The organism is Frankia sp. CcWB3, from assembly GCF_977927595.1.
The window spans coordinates 29,990-31,188 of the sequence record NZ_CDWRCK010000014.1 but is presented as its reverse complement, the minus strand read 5'-3'; the positions used below and the strand labels follow the sequence as shown (position 1 = coordinate 31,188).

General features: G+C 69.9%; 3 protein-coding genes and 1 pseudogene. All 4 read left to right on the top strand.

The annotated features are described in order from the left end of the window. Positions 1–6: 6 nt before the first annotated feature. Complete coding sequence (locus ACY5KJ_RS02525) at positions 7–579, top strand: cob(I)yrinic acid a,c-diamide adenosyltransferase (protein WP_462186819.1); 573 nt, start codon at positions 7–9, stop codon at positions 577–579. Positions 580–637: 58 nt separating this feature from the next. Then, on the top strand, positions 638–877 hold the full coding sequence (locus ACY5KJ_RS02520; RefSeq protein ID WP_462202706.1) for a hypothetical protein: 240 nt from the start codon (positions 638–640) through the stop codon (positions 875–877). After that, positions 874–942: pseudogene (locus ACY5KJ_RS02515) on the top strand (type II toxin-antitoxin system PemK/MazF family toxin); the annotation flags it as partial. The gene ACY5KJ_RS02520 and the pseudogene ACY5KJ_RS02515, both read left to right, overlap by 4 nt. Positions 943–944: 2 nt before the next feature. Beyond that, a partial coding sequence (locus tag ACY5KJ_RS02510) for a type II toxin-antitoxin system PemK/MazF family toxin (protein ID WP_462202708.1) occupies positions 945–1,199 on the top strand: 255 nt, incomplete at its 3' end.

The window sequence follows — 1,199 nt, the reverse complement described above, 5'->3', positions numbered from 1 at the left end:
GTCCCCATGGCAGTGCACCTGACTCGGATCTACACCCGCACCGGGGATGACGGTACGACGGCGCTGGGCGACATGTCGCGGGTGGCGAAGACCGATCCGCGGCTGGCTGCCTATGCCGACGTAGATGAGGCGAACGCCGCGATCGGCGTGGCACTTGCCCTCGGCGGGCTTCCCGACGAGCTGCGGGCGGTGCTCGGCCAGATCCAGAACGACCTCTTCGACGTCGGCGCGGATCTGTGCACCCCGGTCGACCCGGCGCCGGCCTACCCACCCCTGCGGATCACCGAGGCCTACGTGGAACGGCTCGAGGAGGCGTGCGACCGTTTCAACGCCGGCCTGCCGAAGCTGGCCTCCTTCATTCTTCCGGGAGGGACTCCCGGGGCTGCGCTGCTGCATGTCGCCCGCACGGTCGTCCGCCGGGCGGAACGGTCCATCTGGGCCCTCCTCGAGGCCGAGCCGGACCGCACCGGCCCGCTGCCGGCCCGCTATCTCAACCGACTGTCGGATCTGCTGTTCATCCTCGCCCGGGTGGCGAACCCTGAGGGGGACGTGCTCTGGCGCCCCGGGGCGCACGCCTGAGACCCGCTCGATACCCGAGGGTCGACAAGTCAGTCAACCGAATTGTAGACTGACGATCATGAGTACCACGGTGCGCGTGAGTGACAGGACGCGGCAACGGGTCGCGGCCATGGCCGCGACCACCGGCCAGCAGATGCAGACGATCATCGACGAGGCCGTCGAGGCCTACGAGCGCGAGCTGTTCTGGCGCGGCTTCGAGGAGGGGTACGACCGCCTCGCGGCCGACCCGCTCGCCTGGGACGAGCTCGGTGCCGAGCGATCCGCCGAGGCGGGGGCGCTGCGGGACGGCCTGGAGTGATCTCACCTCGCCGCGGCGAGGTATGGCTGGTCGACTTCGGTGAGCCGATCGGCCACGAGCAGGGGTTGTGTCGTCCGGCGGTGGTCGTGTCCGCCGACCGGCTCAACCGCAGCCGGTCGGACTGTCCATCGTCGTACCCGTCACCAGAACCCGCCGCGGGCTGCCCTCCCACGTCGAGCTCGCGCCCGGCGGCACCGGTCTGCGCGAGACAAGCTACGCAAAGGTCGAGGACGTGAAATCGGTGTCCCAGCATCGCTTCGGTCGCCGGCCCGGCGTCGTGGGTCCCGATCATCTGCTGCGGATGACCGAGGCCCTGCAGTTT